The 24,632-nt window shown below is 70.3% G+C and carries 19 protein-coding genes; 2 read left to right on the top strand and 17 right to left on the bottom strand.

The annotated features are described in order from the left end of the window. Positions 1 to 714: 714 nt before the first annotated feature. The 11 genes from tyrS to pheS all read right to left on the bottom strand — a co-directional run bounded on the left by tyrS (position 715) and on the right by pheS (position 14,588). Entirely contained in the window at positions 715 to 1,977 is a 1,263-nt protein-coding gene (gene tyrS / locus DY157_RS03355) for a tyrosine--tRNA ligase (RefSeq protein WP_115727219.1), read from the bottom strand. A 44-nt stretch (positions 1,978 to 2,021) separates the two neighbouring features. Continuing rightward, positions 2,022 to 3,452, bottom strand: coding sequence for an argininosuccinate lyase (argH, locus tag DY157_RS03350; protein ID WP_115727218.1), 1,431 nt, complete (start codon positions 3,450 to 3,452; stop codon positions 2,022 to 2,024). Then, positions 3,449 to 4,855 carry an O-antigen ligase family protein gene (locus DY157_RS03345; protein WP_115727217.1) on the bottom strand — a complete coding sequence of 469 codons (1,407 nt, stop codon included), beginning with the start codon at positions 4,853 to 4,855 and terminating at the stop codon, positions 3,449 to 3,451. Before DY157_RS03345 ends, argH begins: the two co-directional genes overlap by 4 nt. A gap of 78 nt (positions 4,856 to 4,933) precedes the next feature. After that, positions 4,934 to 6,157, bottom strand: coding sequence for an argininosuccinate synthase (locus DY157_RS03340; protein ID WP_115727216.1), 1,224 nt, complete (start codon positions 6,155 to 6,157; stop codon positions 4,934 to 4,936). Between the two features lie 36 nt (positions 6,158 to 6,193). Further along, positions 6,194 to 6,706, bottom strand: coding sequence for an arginine repressor (locus DY157_RS03335; RefSeq protein ID WP_115727215.1), 513 nt, complete (start codon positions 6,704 to 6,706; stop codon positions 6,194 to 6,196). Continuing rightward, positions 6,703 to 7,941, bottom strand: coding sequence for an acetylornithine transaminase (locus DY157_RS03330; protein ID WP_115727214.1), 1,239 nt, complete (start codon positions 7,939 to 7,941; stop codon positions 6,703 to 6,705). Before DY157_RS03330 ends, DY157_RS03335 begins: the two co-directional genes overlap by 4 nt. Beyond that, the gene (gene argJ / locus DY157_RS03325) at positions 7,938 to 9,107 is read right to left on the bottom strand and encodes a bifunctional glutamate N-acetyltransferase/amino-acid acetyltransferase ArgJ (protein ID WP_115727911.1); all 1,170 of its coding nucleotides are present in this window, start codon (positions 9,105 to 9,107) and stop codon (positions 7,938 to 7,940) included. The genes DY157_RS03330 and argJ overlap by 4 nt, the downstream gene beginning before the upstream one ends. A 20-nt stretch (positions 9,108 to 9,127) precedes the next feature. Next, positions 9,128 to 10,195 carry an N-acetyl-gamma-glutamyl-phosphate reductase gene (argC, locus tag DY157_RS03320; RefSeq protein WP_115727213.1) on the bottom strand — a complete coding sequence of 356 codons (1,068 nt, stop codon included), beginning with the start codon at positions 10,193 to 10,195 and terminating at the stop codon, positions 9,128 to 9,130. A 63-nt stretch (positions 10,196 to 10,258) separates the two neighbouring features. Then, complete coding sequence (locus tag DY157_RS03315; RefSeq protein WP_115727212.1) at positions 10,259 to 10,753, bottom strand: flavodoxin domain-containing protein; 495 nt, start codon at positions 10,751 to 10,753, stop codon at positions 10,259 to 10,261. A gap of 99 nt (positions 10,754 to 10,852) precedes the next feature. Next, on the bottom strand, positions 10,853 to 13,501 hold the full coding sequence (pheT, locus tag DY157_RS03310; protein ID WP_115727211.1) for a phenylalanine--tRNA ligase subunit beta: 2,649 nt from the start codon (positions 13,499 to 13,501) through the stop codon (positions 10,853 to 10,855). Position 13,502: 1 nt separating this feature from the next. After that, entirely contained in the window at positions 13,503 to 14,588 is a 1,086-nt protein-coding gene (gene pheS, locus DY157_RS03305) for a phenylalanine--tRNA ligase subunit alpha (RefSeq protein ID WP_115727210.1), read from the bottom strand. A 177-nt stretch (positions 14,589 to 14,765) separates the two neighbouring features. On the opposite strand from pheS, the gene map reads away from it, so the two are divergent. After that, entirely contained in the window at positions 14,766 to 15,653 is an 888-nt protein-coding gene (map, locus tag DY157_RS03300; RefSeq protein WP_115727209.1) for a type I methionyl aminopeptidase, read from the top strand. An 82-nt stretch (positions 15,654 to 15,735) separates the two neighbouring features. Then, positions 15,736 to 16,497: a polyphosphate--glucose phosphotransferase gene (gene ppgK, locus DY157_RS03295; protein WP_115727208.1), complete on the top strand. Its 762-nt coding sequence runs from the start codon at positions 15,736 to 15,738 to the stop codon at positions 16,495 to 16,497. Between the two features lie 302 nt (positions 16,498 to 16,799). Here ppgK and DY157_RS03290 read toward each other — a convergent pair whose 3' ends face one another. The 6 genes from DY157_RS03290 to DY157_RS11570 form a co-directional block, all read right to left on the bottom strand. Further along, positions 16,800 to 17,585 carry a hypothetical protein gene (locus tag DY157_RS03290; RefSeq protein WP_160159433.1) on the bottom strand — a complete coding sequence of 262 codons (786 nt, stop codon included), beginning with the start codon at positions 17,583 to 17,585 and terminating at the stop codon, positions 16,800 to 16,802. A gap of 19 nt (positions 17,586 to 17,604) precedes the next feature. Further along, a complete protein-coding gene (locus tag DY157_RS11310) occupies positions 17,605 to 18,243 on the bottom strand; it encodes a DUF6318 family protein (RefSeq protein WP_160159432.1) in 639 nt (212 codons plus the stop codon). A gap of 409 nt (positions 18,244 to 18,652) precedes the next feature. After that, positions 18,653 to 21,343: an aconitate hydratase AcnA gene (gene acnA / locus DY157_RS03285; protein WP_115727206.1), complete on the bottom strand. Its 2,691-nt coding sequence runs from the start codon at positions 21,341 to 21,343 to the stop codon at positions 18,653 to 18,655. A 189-nt stretch (positions 21,344 to 21,532) separates the two neighbouring features. Next, positions 21,533 to 22,129, bottom strand: coding sequence for a GNAT family N-acetyltransferase (locus tag DY157_RS03280; RefSeq protein WP_115727205.1), 597 nt, complete (start codon positions 22,127 to 22,129; stop codon positions 21,533 to 21,535). Then, on the bottom strand, positions 22,126 to 23,118 hold the full coding sequence (locus tag DY157_RS03275) for an alpha/beta hydrolase (RefSeq protein ID WP_160159431.1): 993 nt from the start codon (positions 23,116 to 23,118) through the stop codon (positions 22,126 to 22,128). The genes DY157_RS03280 and DY157_RS03275 overlap by 4 nt, the downstream gene beginning before the upstream one ends. Positions 23,119 to 23,173: 55 nt before the next feature. Then, entirely contained in the window at positions 23,174 to 24,625 is a 1,452-nt protein-coding gene (locus tag DY157_RS11570; protein ID WP_235827052.1) for a class I SAM-dependent RNA methyltransferase, read from the bottom strand. Positions 24,626 to 24,632 lie beyond the last annotated feature (7 nt).

The following is a 24,632-nucleotide window of genomic DNA, read 5'->3' as shown; positions in this document are numbered from 1 at the left end:
TACTCCCGTGTTACTCACCCGTTCGCCACTCACCAACCCAAGGCCGAAACCCCAAGCCAGTCCGTTCGACTTGCATGTGTTAAGCACGCCGCCAGCGTTCGTCCTGAGCCAGGATCAAACTCTCCGAACAAAACCATTCGAAAAAACCCACACACCCCACACCCAACAAACAACAGGCACAAGACACGCAGGCAATCCCAACAAAAAACAACTCAAAAACAAAAAACAGGCATAAAAAACAAACACACTATCGAGTTCACAAACAACACCCACACACCAGCCACCCCAACACACAAACGCACCAGGACAAGCCAGAAGAGGCCACACGCCAAGAACCCACAACCCCCAGCCACAAGGAAAAACCCCACGACCACAAGGCCACTGCCGTTCGGCGCAACGACCAAAACACTACCCACCCCCCACCACACCGTCAAATTCGGGCGCCGTGAGCGTCGACACAAGTCGAGTTTCCCGCAGAATATGGCGGAAACCGTGAGCGTGCATGCGGCTGCTTCCCCCGAGGCGACGACGTCGACGACCAAAGAGGGAGGCTTGGGGACGACGCCGACGGGACCGGAATGAGGCTCGATTCACTCTCGACGCTTCGCCGGCACTCGAGGGAACCCGATGCATCCGCGCCCGCGCCCGCGGAGGCGCCCGTCGCCCCCGCCGAGGCGATCGGCGGGGGCGACGAGATGAAAGCGATGCGACGGCTCAGGAAAGCTCAACGACGGCGAGGTTCCGGCGGCCCTTGCGGATGAGGACGCGCGAGCCGGCGAGCAGATCCGCCTCGGCGATCGGGGCGTCCTCGTCCTCGACCTTGACGTTGTTGAGGTACGCGCCGCCGGAGGCGACCGTGCGACGGGCGGCACCGCGTCCCTTCTCCAGGCCGGTCTCCACGAGCGCGTCGACGATGGTCGACGCGCCGAGCGACAGGGAGGCGCGGGGCAGGTCGGCGGTCGCCGAGACGAGCGTGCGCTCGTCGATCGCGCGGAGATCTCCGCCGCCCCAGAGGGCGTCGGTGGCCGCGAGAACGCGGGCGAGCTCGTCCTCCCCGTGGACGAGGCGCGTGACCTCGGCTGCGAGGGCCTTCTGCGCGGCGCGGGCGTGCGGGCGCTCGGCGACCTCGACCTCGAGGGCCTCGATCTCCTCGCGGGGCAGGAAGGTGAAGATCTTGAGGAACTTGACGACGTCGGCGTCCTCGACCTGGAGCCAGAACTGGTAGAAGGCGTAGGGGCTCATCATCTCCGGATCGAGCCAGATGGCCCCGCCCTCGGACTTGCCGAACTTCGTTCCGTCGGACTTCGTGATGATCGGGGTCGTGAGGACGTGCGCGGTGGCGCCCTCGACCTTGCGGATGAGGTCGACGCCGCCGATCATGTTGCCCCACTGGTCGTTGCCGCCCGTTTCGAGCGTCGCGCCGTGGCGGCGGTAGAGCTCGAGGAAGTCGTTCGCCTGGAGGATCTGGTAGGAGAACTCCGTGTAGGAGATGCCCTCGTCGGAGGCGAGGCGGCGGGCGACGATGTCCTTCCCGAGCATGGTGCCGACGCGGAAGTACTTGCCGATCCCGCGCAGGAGGTCGATGGCGGAGAGCTCGGCCGTCCAATCGAGGTTGTTCACCATCGTCGCGGCCGCCGGCCCTTCGAAGTCGAGGAAGTGGGCGATCTGCGAGCGCAGGCGCTCCGCCCACCCGCGAACGACCTCTGTCGGCTGGAGCTGGCGCTCGCCGGACTGGCGCGGATCTCCGATCTGGCCGGTGGCTCCGCCGACGAGGGCGAGGGGCCGGTGCCCGGCGAGCTGGAGGTGACGCATGAGGAGGATCTGGACGAGGTGCCCGTGGTGGAGGGACGCCGCCGTCGGATCGAACCCGCAATAGAAGGTGACCGGTCCCGCAGCAAGGTGCTCGCGCAGAGCATCGATGTCGGTGTGCTGGGCGATGAGGCCCCGCCACTGGAGTTCGTCCAGGATGTCGGTCACGGAATTGTCCTCTCTTCGTGCGGCCCGGACGGGCCGGGGAAAGTCTAGCGGGTGGGCGTCGCGGCCCATTCGCGGGCGGCCGCGACGCGGACGGCGGCGGCCTCGAGCTGCTCGGCGACGCGCACGGGCGCGGTGCCGCCCTTGCCGAGTCGCGCGGAGACGGAGCCGGCGACCGTGAGGACTTCGCGGACCTCGGGGGTGAGGGCCGGCGAGGCGGAGGCGAGTTCGGCGTCGGTGAGGTCGGCGAGCTCCACTCCCCTGCTCTCGGCGATGCGGACGCAGGCGCCGGAGATCTCGTGGGCCTCGCGGAAGGGAATGCCCTTGCGGACGAGCCATTCGGCGATGTCGGTGGCGAGCGAGAAGCCCTGGGGCGCGAGCTCGGCCATCCGGTCGAGGTGGAGGGTCATCGTCTCGATCATGCCGGCGACGGCCGGGAGGAGGACGTCGAGCGTGTCGAGCTGGTCGAAGACGGGCTCCTTGTCCTCCTGGAGGTCGCGGTCGTAGGCGAGTGGGATGCCCTTGAGGACGGTGAGGAGCGCCGTGAGATCGCCGATGAGGCGCCCGGCCTTGCCGCGCCCGAGCTCGGCGACGTCGGGGTTCTTCTTCTGCGGCATGATCGAGGAGCCGGTGGAGAACGAGTCGTCGAGGGTGACGTAATCGAATTCCTTCGTGTTCCACACGACGATCTCTTCGCACAGTCGCGAGACGTCGACGCCGATCATCGCGAGGACGAAGGCCGCTTCGGCGACGACGTCGCGCGAGGCGGTGCCGTCGATCGAGTTGTCGACGGAGTCGGTGAATCCGAGCTGGTGGGCGACGGCGACGGGGTCCATGCCGAGGGTGTTGCCGGCGAGCGCGCCCGAGCCGTAGGGCGAGATCGCGGCACGACGGTCCCAGTCCTCGAAGCGCTCGACGTCGCGGATGAGGGGCCAGGCGTGCGCGAGGAGGTGGTGGGCGACGAGGACGGGCTGGGCGTGCTGCATGTGCGTCCGTCCGGGCATGACGGCGTCGCCGGCGGCGCGCGCCTGCCCGATGATCGCCTCGGCGACGTCGAGGACGAGGTTCGCGATGTGGCGGGTCTCGTCGCGCAGGTACATGCGGATGAGCGTGGCGATCTGGTCGTTGCGCGAGCGGCCTGCGCGGAGCTTCCCGCCGAGGGTCGCGCCCGCGCGCTCGAGGAGTCCCCTCTCGAGGGCGGTGTGGACGTCCTCGTCGTCGGGGGCGGGCGCGAAGGCGCCGGAGGCGACGTCGGCGTCGAGGGCGGCGAGGGCCTCGTGCATGGCGACGATCTCCTCGTCGGTGAGGAGGCCCGCGGCGTGGAGCGCGTCGGCGTGCGCGTGGGATCCGGCGATGTCGACGTGGGCGAGCCGCCAGTCGAAGTGCGTGGAGACGGAGAGCGCGGCGAGGGCCTGCGCGGGTCCGCCGGCGAAGCGGCCGCCCCAGAGGGAGACGTGCGGTGAGGAGGGAGTCGTCATGGGACGATCATGCCCCGCTCGCCCTCGTTCGTCGAACCGCTGTTCGCCCGGCGGACGGGCTCGCGGAAGCGCGCCGGCCCGTGCCTGCGGAGGTAGCCGAGGAAGGGCCGCTCGGAGGCGACGAAGGAGGCGAGGACGACGAAGAGCAGCCAGTTCCCCTCGAAGAGGAGGCGCGACTCGACCGTCGACTGGACGACGAGCGCGGTCGCGAGGAGGGCGGGGAGGACGAGGAGGCGGTCCTCGTCGATGCGGTGGACCGCGGTCGCGTAGGTCCCGATGAGGACGGTCGCGACGGCGAGGACGATGAGGACGGCGCCGACGACGCCCGTCTGGAAGAGGGCCTCGATGTAGGCGTTGTGCGCCTGCGTGGTCGGCGTCCCGTCCTCGCGCGGGATGAAGTGGGCGAAGACGGCGACGTCGCTCGGATAGCCGATCACCCATCCCCATCCGAGGACGGGATGCTCGCGCCACATCGGGAGGAGCGCCTTCCAGATCTCGGCGCGCCCCGTCATGTCGGGCGACTTCCCGAGGGCGGCGGTGATGTAGATCCTGGCGGAGGCGGCGAGGACCCCGAGGACGAGGGCGAGTCCGCACAGGGACATGACGACGCCGGGGCGCGCGCGCTTCGGCACGGATCCGACGAGGATGAAGGCGGCGGCGGCGCCGAGGGAGACGATGAGGCAGACGGTGACGGTGCCCGAGCGCGTGAGCGCGAGGGTGAGCACCGCGACTCCGATCCACACGAGTGTCGAGACCGTCCGCGTCCGCGTCTGCGCCCATCGGACGAGGAGGCAGAGGGCGAGGAGGAGCGCGACAAATGCGAGGGGGTTGCGGTTCCCCATGAATCCCTGGATCGGGCCGCCGTCGAAGAGGTCGTTCTGCGACCAGTTGAGGAGGTTCGGGACCTTCTTCTGGCCGAGCATCGTGAGCGGCGGGAACTTCTTGCGCCACACGAGCGCGACGAAGAGCTCGAACACGTAGGAGGCGATGAGGATCGCTTGGAAGGCGCGGATGAGGAGGTCGGTGATCTCGTCGACGCTCCTGGAGGCCGCGAGGGCGAGGCCGCAGGCCGTGACGCCGAGGGTGACGACTCCGGCGGTGAGGGTGTGGAAGGGGTAGACCGACCACGCGAGAGAGGCGGCGCACAGGAGGACGAAGAGGAGGGTGGCGACCGGCTGGGGCCGTCGGCGGACCGACGCGCCCGACAGGGCGAAGGACCACGCGAAGAGGGCGAAGAGGACCGCCATGACAACGCCCGAGCCGTAGAAGCCGACCATGTTGCGCACGCCCTGCCCGGCGAATCCGAAGAAGAGGATCGCGATCGCGAGGACGTCGAAGGTCCGGTGGCGGGTCATCAGTTCGCGGATATTCATGGACGAGGGCGGAGCGGTGCGCGTAGTCATCGGAACGACTCTACCGGCACGCCGGTCGGATCCGGGAGCCCTCGGTCCCGAGGCGGCGCGTCGAGTGGACGGGTTCGATCAGTAGCCGGTCCCCTTGCCGAGGCGGACGTCGCGCGCGGCGGCGAGCTTCGACTGGAGGCCGTAGATGTCGATGAATCCGCGGGACGAGGACTGGTCGAAGGTGTCGCCGGTCTCGTAGGTCGCGAGGTTGAAGTCGTAGAGCGATGCCTCGGACTTGCGGCCGTTGACGGTGGCGCGTCCGCCGTGAAGGACCATGCGGATGTCGCCGGACACGTACTCCTGGGTGTCCTCGATGAACGCGTCGAGCGAGCGCTTGAGCGGCGAGTACCACTGGGCCTCGTAGACGAGCTCGCCCCAGGTCTGCTCAAGACCGCGCTTGAAGCGGCGCTGGAGGCGCTCGAGGGTGACGGACTCGAGGGCCTGGTGGGCCTCGATGAGGGCGACGGCGCCGGGGGCCTCGTAGATCTCGCGGGACTTGATGCCGACGAGGCGGTCCTCGACCATGTCGATGCGGCCGATGCCCTGGGCGCCGGCGCGGCGGTTGAGCTCCTGGATCGCCTCCAGCGGGGTGACGGGACGGCCGTCGATCGCGACCGGGACGCCCTTCTCGAAGGTGATGACGATCTCGTCGGGGAGCGGCGGGTAGGTGGGATCGTCGGTGTAGACGTAGACGTCCTTCGTCGGTGCGTTCCACAGGTCCTCGAGGAAGCCGGTCTCGACGGCGCGGCCCCACACGTTCTGGTCGATGGAGAAGGGGTTGTGCTTCGTCGTCTCGATCGGAAGGTGGTGCTTCTCCGCGTACTCGATGGCGACGTCGCGGGTGAGGGCGAGGTCGCGGACCGGGGAGATGCAGTCCATGTCGGGGGCCATCGAGGTGATGGCGACTTCGAAGCGGACCTGGTCGTTGCCCTTGCCGGTGCAGCCGTGGGCGACGGTCGTCGCGCCGAACTCGCGGGCCGCGCGGACGAGGTGCTTCGCGATGACGGGTCGCGAGAGCGCGGAGACGAGCGGGTACTTCCCCTCGTAGAGGGCGTTCGCCTTGAGGGCGGGCATGCAGTACTCGTTCGCGAACTCGTCGCGCGCGTCGGCGACGTACGCCTCGACGGCGCCGCAGTCGAGGGCGCGCTGACGGATGACCTCGAGGTCCTCGCCGCCCTGGCCGACGTCGACGGCGACGGTGACGACGTCGCGGCCGGTCTGCTCCTTGATCCAGCCGATGGCGACGGACGTGTCGAGGCCGCCCGAGTAGGCGAGGACGACCCGGTCGTTGTGCGCTGTCATTTCATACCTCCGTGAGTGGGGTGGGTCTTCGGGCGGTCAGTCGTCGGACGACTGGCCGGGTTCGGCGAGCTCCATGAGGAGCTTCTGGGTGGTGGCCGCGTCCTTCGTGGAGCGGCAGATGACGAGGATCGTGTCGTCCCCGGCGATCGTTCCGGCGACCTCGTCGAGGCGGACGGCGTCGATCGCGGAGCCGAGGAGGTTCGCGGCGCCGACCGTCGTCTTGAGGACGAGCTGATGGTCGACGAGGATCGAGGTGACGAGCAGGGCCTGGCACCACTTCTGGAGGCGGACCTGCCCGGCCTCACCCTCGTGCGTGAGCCCGCCGTCGATGTCGGGGACGGAGTAGACGCGCGAGCCGTCGGCGGTGCGGATCTTCGTCGCGCGCATGTCGACGAGGTCGCGCGAGAGCGTCGCCTGGGTGACCTCGACTCCCATGTCGGCCAGCCGGTCGCGCAATTCCTTCTGCGAACCGATCTGCTCGGAGGCGAGGAGGTCGCGGATCGCCTCGCGGCGGGCCGTCGGCGTGGCGGGGATCGGGGTCGGGGTCATGCCGTTCCCCCGTTCCGGGCGGCCGCGAGGAGTCCCGGCAGCGCGGCGGTGAAGGAGTCGGCCTCCGCCTGCGAGAGGACGAGCGGCGGGGCGAGGCGCAGCGTCGCGGGGCCGGTGGCGTTGAGGATGAAGCCGGCGGCGCGCCCCGCGGCGACGACCTTCTCGGCGATCTCCGCATCGAAGTCGACGCCGATGAGGTAGCCGCGCCCGCGGACCTCGGCGACGCCGGGGACCCGCGCCAGCTCGGCGCGCCAGTGCTCGGAGATCGCGGAGACCCGCGCGAGGAGTCCGGCCTCCTCGATCTCGCCGAGGACGGCGAGGGCCGCCGCGGCGCAGATCGGGTTGCCGCCGAAGGTCGTCCCGTGCATGCCGGGGCCGAGGACGGTCGCCGCCGATCCGAGTGCGACGCACGCGCCGATCGGCATGCCGCCGCCGAGGCCCTTGGCGAGGGTGACGACGTCGGGGAGAACGCCCGAGGCGTGGTGGCCCATCCAGTCGCCCGTGCGGCCGATGCCGGTTTGGACCTCGTCGACCACCATGAGCGCGCCGTGGGCGCGCGTGAGCGCGCGCACCGCCTCGAGGTACTCGGCGGAGAGCGGGTGGACGCCCGCCTCCCCCTGGATCGGCTCGACGAACACGCCGGCGACGTCCTCGTCCATCGCGGCCTCAAGCGCGGCGACGTCGTTCGCGGGAACGAACTCGACGCCGGGGACGAGCGGGGCGAAGGGAAGGCGGTACTTCTCCTTCCACGTGAGCGAGAGCGCGCCGATCGTCCGCCCGTGGAAGGCGTGGTCGAGGGCGATGATCCGGGTCTTCGACTCGGAGATCGCGACGCCGTGCGCCTTGACGAGCTTGAGCGCGCACTCGTTCGCCTCCGTGCCCGAGTTCGCGAGGAAGACGCGCGATCCCTCGGGGGCGCCGCCGGGTTCGACGATCGAGAGGAGTTTCTCGGCGAGGCCGATCTGCGGGGGCGTCCCGAAGTAGTTGGAGACGTGGCCGAGAGTCCGCGCCTGCGTCGTGATCGCCTCGACGACCTTCGGGTGGCACTGGCCGAGGACGTTGACGGCGATGCCCCCGAGGAGGTCGAGGTAGGTGTTCCCGTCGGCATCCGTCACGCGCGTCCCCTCCCCCTCGACGAGGACGAGGGCGGGCGCGCCGAAGGTGTTCATCACCGTGCCGGCGTACCGGTCGGCCCACTCCGCCTGCGAGGCGGTCGCGGAATTCTCGACGCTCATGAGGAGTACGCGCTGTTCTCGTGGACGTAGTCGTGCGTGAGGTCGTTCGTCCAGAGGACGACCTCCTCGGCGCCGGCCTTGAGGTCGATGAGGACGTGGACTTCGCGCGGCGTCATGTCGACGAGCTCGCGGTCCTCGCCCACTCCGCCGCCTCGGCACACCATGACGCCGTTGATGGAGACGTCGACCTCGGCCGGGTCGTAGGGGGCGACCTCCTCGGGGACGGTGCCGACCTCGGAGAGGATCCTCCCCCAGTTCGGGTCGTTGCCGAACACGGCCGTCTTGAAGAGGTTGGAGCGCGAGACGGCGCGGGCGACGGCCTCGCCGGCGTCCTGGCTCGACGCCCCGACGACGCGGATCTCGATGTCGTGGCTCGCGCCCTCGGCGTCGGAGATGAGCTGGCGCGCGAGGTCGGCGCAGGCGGCGCGCAGGGCCCCGGTGAACTCGGACTCGTCGGGGACGATCCCGGAGGCGCCCGAGGCGAGGAGGATCACCGAGTCGTTCGTCGACATGCAGCCGTCGGAGTCGGTCCGGTTGAAGGTGGTCCGCACGGCCTCGGCGAGGCACCGCTGCGCGGTCGCGTCGTCGAGGACCGCGTCGGTCGTGAGGGTGCAGAGCATCGTCGCGAGCCCGGGGGCGAGCATGCCCGCGCCCTTCGCCATGCCGCCGATCGTCCATCCGCCGTGCGTCGACGCGTGCGTCTTCGACACGGTGTCGGTCGTGCGGATCGCGTCCGCGGCGGCGGCCCCGGCCTCGGGCGTCGAGGCGAGCGCGTTCTTCGCGGCGGCCGCTCCCGCGAGGATCTTCTCCATCGGGAGGCGCATGCCGATCATGCCGGTCGAGCAGACGCCGATCTCGGACTCGTCGAGTCTGAGGAGAGCGCCGACGTGCGCGGCCGTCGACTTCGCGTCGACCATGCCGGGGGCCCCGGTGCAGGCGTTCGCGCCGCCGGAGTTGAGGATGACCGCCTTGAGGGTTCCGGCCCGAAGGTGGGCGCGGGTGAGGGTGACGGGGGCGGCGACGATCCGGTTGGAGGTGAAGACTCCGGCCGACGCGTACGCCGGGCCCTCGTTGACGACGAGGGCGAGGTCGCGCGCGCCCGCGGTCGCCTTGATCCCGGCGACGACGCCCGCGGCCGAGAATCCCGCGGGCGCGGTAACGCCGATCAGCTCGTTCGGTTCAGTGCTCATGGTGCGACTCCGATCATCGGAACGCCCGCGTACTCGTCGAGCCCGAGGGCGATGTTGGCGCTCTGGACCGCGGCGGCCGCGGTCCCCTTGCCGAGGTTGTCGATCGCCGCGAGGGCGACGAGGACGCCGGCGCGCTCGTCGATGACGGCGCTCACGCGGGCGCACCCGGTGCCGGTGACGGGCGCCGTGGTCGGCCACGTCCCGTTCCGGGTGACGGTGATGAGGGCCTCGTCGTCGTAGACGCCGTAGGCGACCTCGACCTCGTCGGCGCCGACGCCGTCGGCGAGCGGGGCGACGATGGTCGCGAGGATCCCGCGGGAGGTCGGGACGAGGACGGGGGTGAAGGCGACCTTCAGGGCTTCGGGATCGCCGCCCGCGACCGCGAGGTTCTGGATGATCTCGGGGATGTGACGATGGGTGCCGCCGACGCCGTAGGGCGCCATGTTGCCGAGCGCCTCGGAGGCGAGGAGGTGGGGTTTGAGGGACTTGCCGGCGCCGGAGTATCCGACGGCGAGGGTCGCGACGATGCGCGAGACGTCGACGAGGCCGGCGGCGACGGCCGGCTGGAGTCCGAGGGTGACCGCGGTGACGTTGCATCCGGGAACGGCGATCCTGCGGGCATCGGAGAGGAGGGCGCGCTGCGCCTTGGCTGCGCTCTCCCCCGCGTGGAGGAGTTCGGGCATGCCGTAGGTCCAGGCGGGCGAGTACTCGCCGCCGTAGTAGTCGGCCCAGGCTGCCGGGCTCGTCAGCCGATGGTCGGCGGCGCAGTCGAGGACGAGGGCGTCGGTTCCGCGCGCCTCCAGTTCGGCGGCGAGAGCGCCGGAGTGCCCGTGCGGGAGGGCGAGGACGACGACGTCGTGCCCTGCGAGGGTGTCGACGGTCGTCGGCTGGACGACGAGGTCGGCGAGCGGGCCGATGTGCGGGTGGAGGTCGCCGAACCTCTGGCCGACCGTCGAGGCGGCGGTGAGGGTCGTCACCTCGATCTCCGGATGGGCCGCGAGGAGTCGGGCGACTTCACCGCCGGCGTAGCCGGACGCGCCGGCGATCGCTGCTTTCGGACTCATATGCATGATTATACAGAGTCATGCATATTCTTCCATCGTGTCCGCAGTGCGAACACTCGGGACTCAGGCGCGGCGGGCGAGCTCCGCGACGATCGAATCCGTCCAGGTCGCGATCTCGTTCCAATCCCGGAAATCGCCCTCGACGACGCCCGCGAGGCGCGCGACGGAGCGCTCGCGCAGGGAGAGGAGCGACGGGTTGTAGCGCCCCGCGAAGGCGTGGAGATCGATCGCGGCGACGCGGGTGAGAAGCGGGCCGACGCGGGTCGGATCCTGCGGCGCGTGCTTGGGCACGCCGTTCATGCCGACGGAGAACGCCCACACGGGCTTGGACTCGAGCTCCGAGGCGAAACGCTCCATGAAGTCGAGGGCCTCGTCCATCCACTGGAGGATGTAGACGGCGGATCCGAGGACGACCGCGTCGTACTCGGCGAGGGAGGTCACGTCCTTCGGGGCCACCCGGTCGACCAGGTGCCCCGCTTCCCGCAGTCGCTGCGCGATCGCGTCGGCGACCTCATCGGTGGATCCGTGCTTCGAGGCGGCGGTGACGAGGATGTGCATGTCCCCAGTATGACGGACGACCGGGCCGCCTTCCCGTCCGATGGTCCCACTGAGTCGGGATCCACAGGGCGGGCGGCGGCCCGGCCGGCGCGCGCGTTCTCAGGAGCGGAGCGACGCTCCGAGCACCTTCTCGGCCTTCTTCACGACGTCCTCGCGGACCTTCGCGGACTCCTTCGCGGTGAGCGTCCGGTCGGGGGCGCGGAGCTTGAGCGCGAACGCGAGGGAGCGCACGCCCTCGCCGAGCTGCTCGGACTCGAAGACGTCGAAGAGGGAGATCTCCTCGAGGAGCGGGCCGGCGCCCTGGCGGACGACCTGCTCGACGCGGGAGACGGGGATCGAGCTCGGGACGACGAGCGCGATGTCCTCCTTCGCGAGCGGGTAGGTCGACACGGGCTTCACCTGGATCGGGTGCTCCGCGATCGCGCCGATGAGGGCGTCGAGATCGATCTCCGCGGCGCACGAGCGCGCCGGGAGGCCGAAGGACTTGCAGACGCCGGGGTGGAGCTCGCCGACGAGGGCGATGTCGACGAGGTCGCGGCCGCGGCGCACGAAGACGCGAGCGACCCGGCCGGGGTGCCAGGGGGCGACCTCGGCGGGATCGGCGGCCGGAGTCGGCATCGGGGCGCCCTTGAGCGCCGGCGGCTCAGGATCCCACGCGCGGCAGGTCTCGACGCGCACCCCGAGGACCGAGGCGAGGTCGAGGACGAACTCGAGGGCGTCGGACCACGCGAAGGGGCGCGGCGCCTCGGCGACCGGGGAGCCGGACGCGCGGCCGGCGAGGACGAGTCCGATGTGCCACGGCTGGGCGGGCGTGCCCGCGCGCAGGGCGGCGAGCTCCTCGTCCGAGGGACGCTTCTCGGCGGTGAGCAGGCCGGTCGGGACCGTCCCCTCGGGACGGGCGACGAGGCCCGACTCGAAGATCGCGACCCGATCGGCGCCGCGGGCGACGTTGCGCGAGGCCGCGTCGAGCAGGGTGTCGAGGATCGAGGTCCGCAGCCACGGCGCGTCGTCCGCCAGCGGGTTGCGCAGACGCAGCGCCCTCCTGCGGGGATCGGCGGGCGCGAGGCCCTGGCGGTCGAAGGAGTCGGAGACGAAGGGGTAGCTCAGCACCTCGACGAGGCCGGAGGCCGCGAGGAGCGAGGCCGCCTGACGGCGGGCCCGCTGCGCCTGCGTGAGACCGGTGCCCGCGGGCGCGGTCGGGAGGATCGAAGGGATCTCGTCGTAGCCGTCGAGGCGGGCGATCTCCTCGACGAGGTGCGCGCGGCCGACGAGGTCGGGGCGCCAGCTCGGCGGGACGACCTCGAAGGCGCCGTTCGCGTCCTCGGACACCTCGCAGCCGATCGCCTCGAGGAGCTCGCGGACGCGCTCCTTCGGGTAGTCGACCCCCGCGAGGCGCGCGGCGTCCTCGTAGTGGAAGAGGATCGGCGCGGGCGCGGTCGTCTCGTCGAGATCGGAGACTGCGGCGTCGGCCACTCCCCCGCCGTACTCGACGAGGAGGTCGACGGCGCGCTGCGCGGCGACGGCCGGCAGGCGCGGGTCTGTTCCGCGCTCGAAGCGCTTAGAGGCCTCGGACGGGAGGCGGTGACGGCGCGCGGTGCGAGCGATCGACACGGCGTCGAAGTGCGCGGCCTCGAGGAGGACGTCGGTCGTCGAGTCCTCGACCTCGGAGTAGCGGCCGCCCATGACGCCGGCGAGGCCGATGATCCGGCTCCCCTCGCCCTCGGGCGAATCGGTGATGAGGAGGTCCTCCGGATCGAGGGGGCGCTCGACCTCGTCGAGGGTCGTCAGCGACTCCCCCGCCTGCGCGCGGCGCACGACGATCGGGGCCGCGAGGGCGGCGAGGTCGTAGGCGTGCATCGGCTGGCCGAGGTCGAGCATCACGTAGTTCGTCACGTCGATCGCGAGCGAGAGCGAGCGCATGCCCGCGGCCTCGAGGCGCTCGACCATCCAGCGCGGGGTCGGGGCCGTCGGATCGACGCCGCGGACGATCCGGGTGACGAAGCGGTCGCAGCCGACGTTCCCGTTGATCGGGGCGTCGTCGCGGACCTCGACGCGGAAGCCGTCGGCCGTCGCCTCGGGCACCGAGGCGACCAGATTCCCGGGAAGGCCAGGATCGGTGAAGGCAGCGCCGGTCGAGTGGGAGAACTCGCGGGCGACGCCACGCATCGAGAAGCAGTAGCCGCGGTCGGGCGTCACGTTGATCTCGAGGATCTCCTCGCCGAGGCCGAGGAAGGCGAGGAGGTCCGAGCCCGGCGCGGGGATCTCGCGGTCCGGGTAGACGCGCGGAAGGACGATGATGCCGTCGTGATCGGTGCCGAGGCCGAGCTCGCGGGCCGAGCAGATCATGCCGTCGGAAATGTGACCGTAGGTCTTGCGGGCGGCGATCGCGAAGTCGCCGGGCAGGACCGCGCCGGGCAGGGAGACGACGACGAGATCGCCCGCCTCGAAGTTGTGGGCGCCGCAGATGATGCCGCGGCTCGGCAGATCCGAGGGCTCCTTACCGGTGCCGGGGGCGTCGTTGTACTCGCCCACGTCGACGCGGCAGTAGTTGACGGTCTTGCCGTTCGACGCGGTCTCCTCGACGCGCGTGAGGACCTTGCCGACGACGAGGGGGCCGGTCACCTTCGCGGGGTGGATCGCCTCCTCCTCGAGCCCGACCTTGACGAGGGGCGCGGCGAGCGCCGTCGCGTCCGTGCCAGCGGGCACCTCGACGTGATCGGCGAGCCAGCTGATGGGAACCATCGGCATGTCAGTGTCCCCTTCCGTGGAGTCCGAACTGCTGGGAGAAGCGCACGTCGCCCTCGACGATGTCGTGCATGTCGGCGATGCCGTGGCGGAGCATGAGCGTCCGCTCGATGCCCATGCCGAAGGCGAAGCCCGTGTAGACCTCGGGGTCGATGCCGTTGGCGCGCAGGACGTTGGGGTTCACCATGCCGCAGCCGCCGACTTCGATCCATCCGGCGCCGCCCTTCTTCTGCGGGAACCAGATGTCGAGCTCGGCGCTCGGCTCGGTGAAGGGGAAGAACGAGGGGCGCAAGCGCGCCTTCGCCTCGGGCCCGAACATCGCGCGGGCGAAGTGGTCGAGGACGCCCTTGAGATGCGCCATCGTGAGGCCCTTGTCGACCGCGAGGCCCTCCACCTGGTGGAAGACCGGGGTGTGCGTCGCGTCGAGGGCGTCCGAGCGGAAGACCTTGCCCGGGCAGGCGACGTAGAGCGGGACGCCGCGCGAGAGCATCGCGCGCGACTGCACCGGCGACGTGTGGGTGCGCATGACGAGGCGCCCGTCCTCCGGGCTCACGCCGCCCGCCGTCGTCCCGTCGACGTAGAGCGTGTCCTGCATCTGACGCGCCGGGTGGTCGACGTCGAAGTTGAGGGAGTCGAAGTTGAACCACTCGTGCTCGATCTCCGGACCCTCGGCGATCTCCCAACCCATCGAGGTGAAGAAGTCCTCGATCTCCTCGATGAGGGTCTCGATGGGGTGACGGGCGCCGATGACGCGGCGCTCCCCGGCGGCGGTGACGTCGACGGCCTCCTCGACGAGGACGCGCGCCTCGTGCTCGGCCTCGAGGACCTCCTGGCGGGCCGCGAGGGCCTGCGAGATCCGACCGCGCGCCCCTCCGAGGTTCTTGCCGGCCGTTCCGCGATCCTTCGGATCGAGCGCGCCGATCGTCCTGTTCGCGGTCACGAGCGGCGCGGCGTCGCCGAGGACCGCGGATTTCACGGACTTCAGCGCGTCGAGGTCTCGGGCCGCCTCGATGTCGGCGAGCGCGCGGGCGACGAGGTCGTCCACGGCCGACGAGTCGAGGGGGTTGAGGTCAGGGGCGAGATCGGCCATGTCCTGCTTCCTCCGTCGGGATTGAAAACGTGCGCGGTGCGCGCCCCGCCATGATAGTCCGTCGCCCGGAACACCCCTCGACCGGTCCACGGCCCCGGCCTCGTTCCCGATGGGGCTGCCGCCCCGCCCTCGTCGCCCGCGGGCCGGGGGAAGAGCCGCCGGGACTAGGGTGGGGGCATGACACATGCAGAAGATCTCGCGGCGCGCGCCCCCCTGGGGGACCTGCGCCCCGGCCGCGTCTCCGCGATCCGCGCCGTCCCCGAGCACATCGAGCGCCCCGAGTACATGTTCCACTCGGGCCCCGAGGTCGTCACCGCCTCCGACGTGAAGAACGCCGAGACCGTCGAGCGGATCCGGACCGCCGGCCGCATCGCCGCCCAGGCCCTCGAGGTCGTCGGCGCCGCCGTCGCCCCCGGCGTCACGACCGACGAGCTCGACCGCATCGGGCACGAGTTCCTCATCGCGCACGACGCGTACCCCTCGTGCCTCGGCTACCAGGGCTACCCGAAGTCCCTGTGCACCTCCGTCAACGAGGTCATCTGCCACGGCATCCCCGACGACCGTCCGCTCGAGGACGGCGACATCGTCAACGTCGACATCACCGCCTACATCGGCGGCGTCCACGGCGACACCTGCGCGATGTTCGAGGTCGGAACAGTCGACGAGGAGTCGCATCTCCTCATCGAGCGGACCCGCGAGGCGATGATGCGCGGCATCAAGGCCGTCGGGCCCGGCCGTGAGATCAACGTCATCGGCCGCGTCATCTCGAAGTACGCGAAGCGGTTCGAGTACGGCGTCATCCGCGACTACACGGGCCACGGCGTCGGAGAGGCCTTCCACTCCGGCCTCATCGTCCCCCACTACGACGCGGCGCCCGCGTACTCGACCGTCATGGAGCCCGGCATGGTCTTCACGATCGAGCCGATGCTCACCCTCAGCGGCGTCGAGTGGGAGCAGTGGGACGACGACTGGACGGTCGTCACCGCCGACCGCTCGCGCACCGCGCAATTCGAACACACGATCGTCGTCACCGAGGACGGCGCCGACATCCTCACGCTGCCGTGATCGCCTGCGGGGAAGGGCCCTCGAAGGCCGCCCCCGTGGGATACGATTCCGTCACAATCGCTTCACAATCCCTGGAGGGGTCATGACACAGATCGCATGCGGAATCGATATCGGCGGCTCGGGAGTGAAGTCGGCCCTCGTCGACCTCGAGACGGGCGAGTTCGTCGGAGAGCGCATCCGCATCGAGACGCCCAAGCCCGCGACCCCGGACGCCGTCGCCGGCGTCTGCCGTCAGCTCCTCGAGCAGCTCGAGGTCGGCCCCGAGATCCCGGTCGGCATCGCCTTCCCCGCCCCCGTCATCCACGGGACGATCCCCTTCATGGCGAACCTCGACGACTCCTGGGTCGGCATCGACGTCAACGAGCTCATGAAGAAGCACCTCGGCCGCGAGGTCGCCCCCCTCAACGACGCGGACGCCGCCGGCCTCGCCGAGGTCGCATACGGAGCGGCCAAGGGCGTCGAGGGCCTCGTCATCCTCACGACCCAGGGCACGGGCATCGGCTCGGCGATGATCATGAACGGCGTCCTCGTCCCCAACTCCGAGCTCGGCCACCTCGAGATCGACGGCTACGACGCCGAGAAGCGCGCCTCCTCCGGCCAGAAGACCCTCCAGGACCTCACGTGGAAGAAGTGGGCGAAGCGCCTCCAGCGCTACTACTCGCACGTCGAGATGCTCTTCTCCCCCGATCTCTTCGTCGTCGGCGGCGGCGTCTCGAAGAACCACGAGAAGTTCATGCCGCTCCTCGACCTCAAGACCCCGATGGTCCCGGCCAAGCTCTTCAACACCGCCGGCATCGTCGGCGCGGCCTGGTACGCGGCCTCGAAGACCCCGAAGGCCGAGTGAGGCTCCGGGCTGATCGGCCCGATCCCCCGTATCGGGGGGCTGAACGACGAAGCGGCGGCCCGCCGGACCCTCGAGGTCCGGCGGGCCGCCGCCGTTCGAGCCGGGCCTGGCCCCTCTTCGCGTGGTCGCGCGCCCGCGCCCTCCCCCTCCGCGTCGAGAGCATCACGTTGCCTCGTCGAGAGCATCACGTTGGTGCGTCGAGGGGATGCGCGCGGCTGTGGGTGTGTGGGCGTGCGGGTGAGTGACGAGGCCGGGCCCCGGGTGGGTTCGGCGGGGAAACCTGTCCGGGCGGCGGGGCGGGTTCAGTCGGCGACGAGGTCGATGCGGGCCCGGCGCACATCGAACGGCGCCGACGACTCGCTCGTCGTCACCACCCCGTCAACGGTTGCGGTCTCCCCCGTGAAGGGACTAGTCACCGTCCCGGCCCACCTGGTCGTCAACACGACCACCACGCCCTCCTGCTCGGCCGTATACGTGTGAGCCAAGCGCGTGACCGGATACGGGGCCGACGGATCCGACGTGACCAGCGGCGCGGTGCCGTCCCCGAAATCGTAGGAGAAGCCCGTCGCCTCCAAAGACACGACCACGCGCGCGCCGAACAGGCTCGTCTCCAAGGTCTGGGCGGGGGTGGCGGCGTGGACGAGGCTCGGGATCCCCACGAGCGCGTCTCCTGCGGGTTGGACGGTGAGTCCGGACCCGCCGGCGGTGACGGTAGCGACCGCGTACTCGATGATCTCCTCCGGCGTGGGGACCGGCATGGCGGCCCCCGGCTCTGGAGCACCCGGGGAGGGGTTCGCCATCAACTCCGGGCCATTGGGACCCGGCAACCAGAAGTAGGTCTCGCACTCGGGAACCAACGGATCCCCCACAGCCCACGACACCTCCAAACACCGCAACAAGCCCACCTTCGGAGGAGGAGAAGGTGTCGTCGCGGCGACACCAGGAATTCCGAAGCCGCCCTCTTTGGCGTGCTTCCAGCCGGTCAGACTCAGGGTGTCTCCACTAGCCACCGATGTCCAGTTGGCGATCTGGCTCTCCGCCGCGCGAGCTGCGCTGGTCAACGAAGCTTGGATGAGCAGGGCAATCATGAGTGCGGAAAGGAGTCGACTAAGCAAGCTCATTGGCGGCTTCATCGAGAACTTCCCATCGTGAACCTAGCCAGTGCATGAATAGAGTCATAATCGCCCCAGACTGCCCTGTGCGAGAGAGTGTCTCTCCGGCATAGACGTCATATGCGGTGTTGTTGATGACAAGGTCAATGCCGAAAGTGGCATCAATACCATCGACTTGGTCGACTCGGGTCACCTCGGCTATTTCATACCTGACTCCGTTTGTCCATCCGTTGGCTTCATAGAGCCGATCTATGTTTCCTGCCATTTCGAGACACGGTTTGCAGTCCGCAGAACTGAAGTTCCTCATGGGTTGGGTGTCGCCGGTGGCCCAGGCGTACTCGGTGAGCGCAAGGAAATGACGTGCGGCGAGTTCGGCTCCTTCCGGGGTGAACTGGAGAGCCGCCGGATTCAACTTCGGCACCGTCGCATTCGTCTCGGGCTGTTGGAGAGTCCCGTCCTCGTTCATCACGTACCCGCCCGACATCCGCACCCGCGCCGACTGAGAGGAGCCGGTCGACGGCAAGGACTGGCCGGAGGCCAACGAAGCATCGGTCGAGCACGCGGCAACGCCGAAGACGGCAGCGGTACAGACCATGAGAAGCGTGGCGCGTCGTCGCGCAGGCCGGTGCGTCATGCCTCACACCGTACGAGACGAACCGGCGAACGCGCCAGGACCCCGGCATCACCTGTGGACACAACACCCACGCACACCGCGACAACACACCCACCCACAGCAACACGCCGAAACGGCGCACCCACATCCCCTCGACGCACCAACGTAATGCTCTCGACGCACCAACGTGATGCTCTCGACGNGGCATCACCTGTGGACACAACACCCACGCACACCGCGACAACACACCCACCCACAGCAACACGCCGAAACGGCGCACCCACATCCCCTCGACGCACCAACGTAATGCTCTCGACGCACCAACGTGATGCTCTCGACGAAGGGGGTCGGAGCGCACCGACCTCCGGGGAAACGGCGGCGGCCCGCCGGACGACGAAGGGCCGGCGGGCCGCCGCCGTTCGAGCCGGGCTCAGCCCCTCTTCGCGAGGTCGCGGAGCACGTACTGGAGGATGCCGCCGTTGCGGTAGTAGTCGGCCTCTCCGGGGGTGTCGATGCGCAGGCGCGCGTCGAAGACGACGGAGGAGCCGTCCTCGCGCGTCGCGGTGACGCGCAGAGTCTTCGGGGTCGTGCCCACGTTGAGCGCGGTGACGCCCTCGATGTCGAACACCTCGTCGCCGGTGAGGCCGAGCGAATCGCGGGTCTCACCCTCGGAGAACTGGAGCGGGAGGACGCCCATGCCGATGAGGTTCGAGCGGTGGATGCGCTCGAAGGATTCGGCGATGACGGCCTTGACGCCGAGGAGCGAGGTGCCCTTGGCGGCCCAGTCGCGAGACGAGCCGGAGCCGTACTCCTTGCCGCCGAGGACGACGAGGGGCGTGCCCGCGGCGAGGTAGTCGACCGAGGCGTCGTAGACCGTTGTCGTCGGCGCGCCCTCGCGGGCGAAGTCCTTCGTGAAACCGCCCTCGACGCCGGGGACCATCTCGTTGCGGATGCGGATGTTCGCGAAGGTGCCGCGGATCATCACCTCGTGGTTGCCGCGGCGCGACCCGTACGAGTTGAAGTCCTTGCGCTCGACGCCGTTGGAGATGAGGTATTGACCCGCCGGGGTCTCGGGCTTGAAGGCGCCGGCCGGCGAGATGTGGTCGGTCGTCACGGAGTCGCCGAGCTTGAGGAGGACGCGGGCGCCGCGGATGTCGGCGACCGGCTCGGGCTCGAGGCCCATTCCCTCGAAGTACGGGGGCTTGCGGACGTAGGTGGAGGCGCCGTCCCAGGCGAAGGTGTCGCCCTCGGGGGTGGCGAGGCCCTGCCAACGAGCGTCGCCGGCGAACACGTCGGCGTAGTCCTTCTCGAACATCTCGCGGTCGATCGACGAGTCGATCGTCGACTGGACCTCTTCGGGGGTCGGCCAGATGTCGCGGAGGTAGACCCCGGAGCCGTCGGCGGGATCGATGCCGAGGGGCTGGGTCTCGAAGTCGAAGTCCATCGTGCCGGCGAGCGCGTAGGCGATGACGAGCGGCGGGGACGCGAGGTAGTTCATCTTCACGTCCGGGTTGATGCGGCCCTCGAAGTTGCGGTTGCCGGAGAGGACCGAGACGACGGCGAGGTCGTTCTCGTTGACGGCGGCCGAGACCTCGGGCGCGAGCGGACCGGAGTTGCCGATGCAGGTCGCGCAGCCGTAGCCGACGAGGTTGAAACCGAGGGCGTCGAGGTCCTCCCAGAGGCCGGCCTTCTCGTAGTAGTCGGTGACGACCTTGGAGCCGGGGGCGAGCGAGGTCTTCACCCACGGCTTCGACTTCAGACCGCGAGCGACGGCCTTGCGGGCGAGGAGGCCCGCGGCGAGCATGACCGAGGGGTTCGAGGTGTTCGTGCACGACGTGATGGAGGCGATCGCGACGTCGCCGTGGTTGAGGCGCGTCGTCGTGCCGTCGGCGAGCGTGAGGGCGACGTCCTCGCGCGCACCGTCCGGCGCGTAGGTCGGGATCGCGCTCTCGAAGGCGGCCTTCGAGTTCGAGAGCTCGATGCGGTCCTGGGGGCGCTTCGGTCCGGCGATCGAGGGGACGACCGTCGAGAGGTCGAGCTCGAGGTACTCGGAGTAGCGAGCCTCCTTCGAGGGATCGTGCCAGAGGCCCTGCGCCTTCGCGTAGGCCTCGACGAGGGCGATCTGCTCCTCGTCGCGGCCGGTGAGGCGCAGGTAGTCGAGGGTGACGTCGTCGATCGGGAAGATGGCTGCGGTCGAGCCGAATTCGGGCGACATGTTGCCGATGGTCGCGCGGTTGGCGAGCGGGACGGCGCCGACGCCGGTGCCGTAGAACTCGACGAACTTTCCGACGACGCCGTGGGCGCGGAGCATCTGGGTGATCGTGAGGACGACGTCGGTGGCGGTCGCGCCCGCGGGGATCGCGCCGGTGAGCTTGAAGCCGACGACGCGCGGGATGAGCATGGAGACGGGCTGGCCGAGCATGGCGGCCTCGGCCTCGATGCCGCCGACGCCCCAGCCGAGGACGCCGAGGCCGTTGACCATCGTCGTGTGCGAGTCGGTGCCGACGCAGGTGTCGGGGTAGGCGGTGACGGTGCCGTCGGCCTCGGGCCTCGTGAAGACGGTCCTCGCGAGGTGCTCGATGTTCACCTGGTGGACGATGCCGGTCGAGGGCGGGACGACGCGGAAGTTGTCGAAGGCGCCCTGGCCCCAGCGGAGGAACTGGTAGCGCTCCTGGTTGCGCTCGTACTCGCGCTCGACGTTCTTCTCGAACGCGATGGGCGAGCCGGCGACGTCGATCTGGACGGAGTGGTCGATGACCATCTCGGCGGGGGCGAGCGGGTTGATGAGGGTGGGGTCGCCGCCGAGGTCGGCGACGGCTTCGCGCATGGTGGCGAGGTCAACGATGCAGGGGACGCCGGTGAAGTCCTGCATGATGACGCGCGCGGGCGTGAACTGGATCTCCGTGTCGGGCTCGGCCTCGGGGTCCCAGGTCGCGAGCGCGCGGATGTGGTCGGTCGTGATGTTGGCGCCGTCCTCGGTGCGCAGCAGGTTCTCGGCGAGGACCTTGAGCGAGTACGGGAGCTTGTCGAGTCCCTCGACGGCGTCGAGGCGGTAGACGGTGTAGGCGCGATCGCCGACCGCGAGTTCGGAGCGGGCTCCGAAGGAGTCGATGCTCGTCATGTGCCCTCCTGGGTGTCCGGATGCGAGGCGCCCTCACCTCACGATTTATCTCGATGTCAAGATAACCATGCGACGGGGCGCGCGCAAGCAGAAACGGCGATTCTCATGAGCGCCGCGCGATTCCGCCGCTCCGCGCGCCCGCTTCTCGATCGACGAGGGCGGGGCGACGCGTCGAACGAGGGGAATTCATCACCGGGTTCTTGCGGAAATCGCCGCCGCGACCTCGTCGATCGACAGGCGGGAGAAGGGAACGAAGGGGACGGGTTCTGGGGTGTGCTCCCCCAGCATCTTCTCCATCCACACCATGTCGTACCAGCGGTCGAACTTGAAGCCGCAGGCGTGGAAGGTGCCGACGAGCGCGTAGCCGCGCGCCTCGTGGAACCGGACCGAGGCGTCGTCGAGGAACTCGTCGGGCGAGGCGGGGAAGGCGATGCACGCGTTGACGTTGAGGACGCCCTGACGGGCGAGGACCGATTCCAGCGCCGCGTAGAGGGCGGACCCGAGCCCCCTCCCCCGCGCCTCCATGTCGCAGTAGACGCTGAGCTCGACCGACCTGTCGTAGGCCGGGCGGTCCTTGAACTCCGAGGCGTAGGCGTAGGCGAGGATCGCCCCATCCTCCTCGGCGACGAGGAAGGGGTGGCGCTCCTCGATCCGGGCGATCTTCGCCTCGAAGTCGACGGGGGTCGGGGCTTCGTAGTCGAAGGTGATCGCCGTGCGCTCGACGTAGGGCGAGTAGATGCGGGCGATCGCCTCGGCGTCGTCGGTCGTCGCGGTCCGGATGATCATGAGGCGCTCCTTCTCGAGGCGGGTGCGGGCGCGCGGAATCTCTCGCGCGCACCGAGGAAGCCGGCCCTGAGGAAGGCCCGGGCGGCGCGGGCCGGCGCGCTCCACGGGGCGATCATGTCGAAGGCGTGGAAACAGCCCTCGTATTCGCGGACGAGGACGGGGACGCCCGCGGCGCGAAGGGCCGCGCAGTACGCGAGGGTTTCCTCGTGGAAGGGCTCGATCGTGCCGACGTAGGTGAGGGTCGGCGGCAGATCGGAGTAGTCGGTCGTGCGCGCGGGAGCGGCGAGCGCCGGGGGCTCCGCGCCCGCGGGGAGCCCGCGCAGGTGGAGGGCCCACGCGGTCCGGTTCGCCGCGGACGACCAGACGGGGGCGTCGTTGTCGCGCGAGGAGGAGGTCTCGCGGTCGTCGAGCATCGGGTAGAGGGGCATCTGGAACGCGATGGGAAGGAAGTCCTCCCCCGCCCGGGCGCGGTCGCGCTCGGAAAGGCACAACGAGGCCGCCAATCCCCCGCCCGCGGACTCGCCGGCGACCGCGATGCGCGCGGGGTCGACGCCGAGTTCGGGGGCGTACGCGTGCAACCACGCGAGGGCGAGCCGGCAGCCCTCGAGGGCCGCGGGGTACGGGGCCTCGACGGAGCGGCGGTAGTACGGGAGGACGGCGAGCGTTCCGCCGTCGGCGAGGAGGAGGTCGAGGAACGACCGATCCTGCTCGGGCGCGCCGATCGCGTAGCCGCCGCCGTGGATCCACAGAAGCCCGGTTCTCGGGTCGCTCCCCCGCCTCGAGCCGCGCCGCGCCTCGACGACGAGGAGCCGCAGGCGCGACCCGTCCTCCCGCGGCGTCTCGACGGTTCGGGCGCGCGTGACGAGAGAGGACCAGCGGCCGACCATGACCCGTTCTTGAACGGCGTTGAGCCGATCGGGCCCGAGGGCCATGAGGTCGGGGACCGCGGCCCGCAGGATCTCCCCGATCACCCGCAGCTGCGGATGCATCGCGGGTCGCGGCGCGCCTCTCCGAGCGTGCGCGCGCCGCTTCCCGATCATCTCCTCAGCGCTCCTCGCGCACGAGGGTCGCGACCGACTCGACGTGATGCGTGTGCGGGAAGAGGTCCCAGGCCCGGAAGGACTCGACCGAGTACCCCGCCTCGAAGAACTCGCGCAGATCGCGGGCGCCCGCGGCCGGGTCGCAGGAGACGAGGACGATCCTGCGCGCGCCGACGCCGGCGATGGCGCGGCAGGCATCGCGCCCGGCGCCGGCCCGGGGCGGATCGAGGACGACGGCGTCGGGGCTCCCGTCGAGCTCGCCGACGAGTTGGCCCACGCCATCGGCGTCGACCCCGCCGACGTAGGCGTCGACCCAGCCGAACCTCGCGGTGTTCTCCGCGGCGTCGGCGACCGCGCCCTCGTCGCCCTCGAGGGAGACGAGGCGCCCGGAGGCGCCGATGCCCTCGGCGAGCGGCGCTGTGAAGAGGCCCGCGCCCGAGAAGAGCTCGATGATCCGGTCGCCGGCCTGCGGCCCGACGGCCTCGAGGACGGCGTTGGCAAGAAGCGAGGCGCCTTCGCGGTGCGTCTGCCAGAAGCCGTTCGGGCGGACCCGGTACTCGAGGGTCTCGCCGGCGACGTCGACGTGCCAGAGGAGGCGCTCGGCGTCGAGGCGCTCCCCCAGCGGGTTGTACGTCGCCTTCGGCGCGACGACGACGGGCGAGAGCCCGTCGGGGGCGACGATCCTCACGCGGTCGCCGGAGCGCCAGCGCTCCGCCCACGCGGAGTCCCCGCCCCACAGGCCGAGCGCCTCGATCGACTCGACGGCGAGGGGCATCGACTCGAGGGCGATGATCTCCTTGCCGCGATAGCGGTGCATGCCGGCGCGGCCGGCGTGGGCGACGACGACCTCGATGCGGGTGCGGCGGTGANCCCACAGGCCGAGCGCCTCGATCGACTCGACGGCGAGGGGCATCGACTCGAGGGCGATGATCTCCTTGCCGCGATAGCGGTGCATGCCGGCGCGGCCGGCGTGGTCGACGACGACCTCGATGCGGGTGCGGCGGTGAAGAAGTGGCCCGGTCTCATCGCCCCGCGCCGGGTCGACCCGGACGCCTCCGGCCTCGTCGATCGCGGCCGCGAGGGCGGGACCGCCGACCCCGCGGAGCTGCCCGCGGATGACGGTCTCCTTCCACGCGCGCTGCGCGGCGGGGCGGGCGTGCGCGAGCTCTCCGCCGCCGACGCCGCCGGGACCGGCCTGCGGCCACACGGACTCGACGCGGTCGTTCGAGGGCTCGAGGATCTCGATGGCGTCGGCCCAGGCGAGGGTGTTGCGCGTCGACGTGACGCGGGCCCGCACGCGCTCGCCGGGCAGGGCGTGGCGGACGAAGACGACGCGGCCCGAGGCGTCCCTCGCGACGCAGGCGCCGCCGTGGGCGGGCTCGCCGACGACGAGTTCGAGGAACTCCTCGGGCGCGTCGGCGCGGCGGGGACGACGGTGGTAGTGGCGCTTCTGCATGGGTCTC

It is taken from the genome of Actinomyces culturomici, assembly GCF_900499005.1.
GTDB lineage: Bacteria > Actinomycetota > Actinomycetes > Actinomycetales > Actinomycetaceae > Pauljensenia > Pauljensenia culturomici.
This window is presented reverse-complemented; position numbering and strand designations above follow the sequence as displayed.